General features: G+C 41.6%; 1 protein-coding gene. It reads right to left on the minus strand.

The window, feature by feature from the left end:
• Positions 1-676 (minus strand): IS6-like element IS1006 family transposase (locus ACEWB7_RS17315; protein ID WP_191113125.1); only part of this gene is annotated, 676 nt, incomplete at its 3' end.
• Positions 677-738: the final 62 nt, after the last annotated feature.

Consider the following 738-nt stretch of genomic DNA (forward strand, 5'->3'; position numbering starts at 1 on the left):
ACACTTCACCCTGAGGCTGACCATAATAAAATGACGATGCTTGTCCTTTACGTAGTGCACGCATGACTTCAATACCTTTAATTGTGGCATAAGCCGTCTTCATAGATTTGAATCCTAATGTGGCCCTGATGATCCGCTTTAGCTTGCCATGATCACATTCAATCACGTTATTTTTATACTTAATCTGCCTGTGCTCAAGGTCTGGTGGACATTTACCTTCCCGTTTTAACCGTGATAAAGCACGTCCATATGTGGGTGCTTTATCCGTGTTGATCACTTGTGGAATTTGCCACTTCTTCACATTATTTAAAATTTTTCCAAGAAAACAATATGCTGATTTGGTATTACGTCTAGAAGAAAGATAAAAATCAATGGTATCGCCACGTTGATCGACTGCACGATACAGATAAGACCATCGTCCATTCACTTTTACATAGGTTTCATCAATATGCCACGAGCTCAGATCTGTAGGATTACGCCAATACCAGCGTAAACGTTTTTCTATTTCAGGAGCATAACGTTGAACCCAACGGTAAATAGTCGTGTGATCAACATTCACACCCCGTTCGGCCAGCATTTCCTGCAGTTCACGATAGCTAATGCCATATTTACAATACCAGCGCACAGCCCAAAGAATGATTTCGCCCTGAAAATGCCGACCATGGAAAGGATTCATATGCTGCACCTTTAGCTAAAACAGTCTTCAGCTTACCATTCGTGGTTATTTGCAACAGTGCC

The sequence above is a fragment of the Acinetobacter sp. NIOH-H-8 genome (assembly GCF_046635365.1).
In the GTDB taxonomy this organism is placed as follows: domain Bacteria; phylum Pseudomonadota; class Gammaproteobacteria; order Pseudomonadales; family Moraxellaceae; genus Acinetobacter.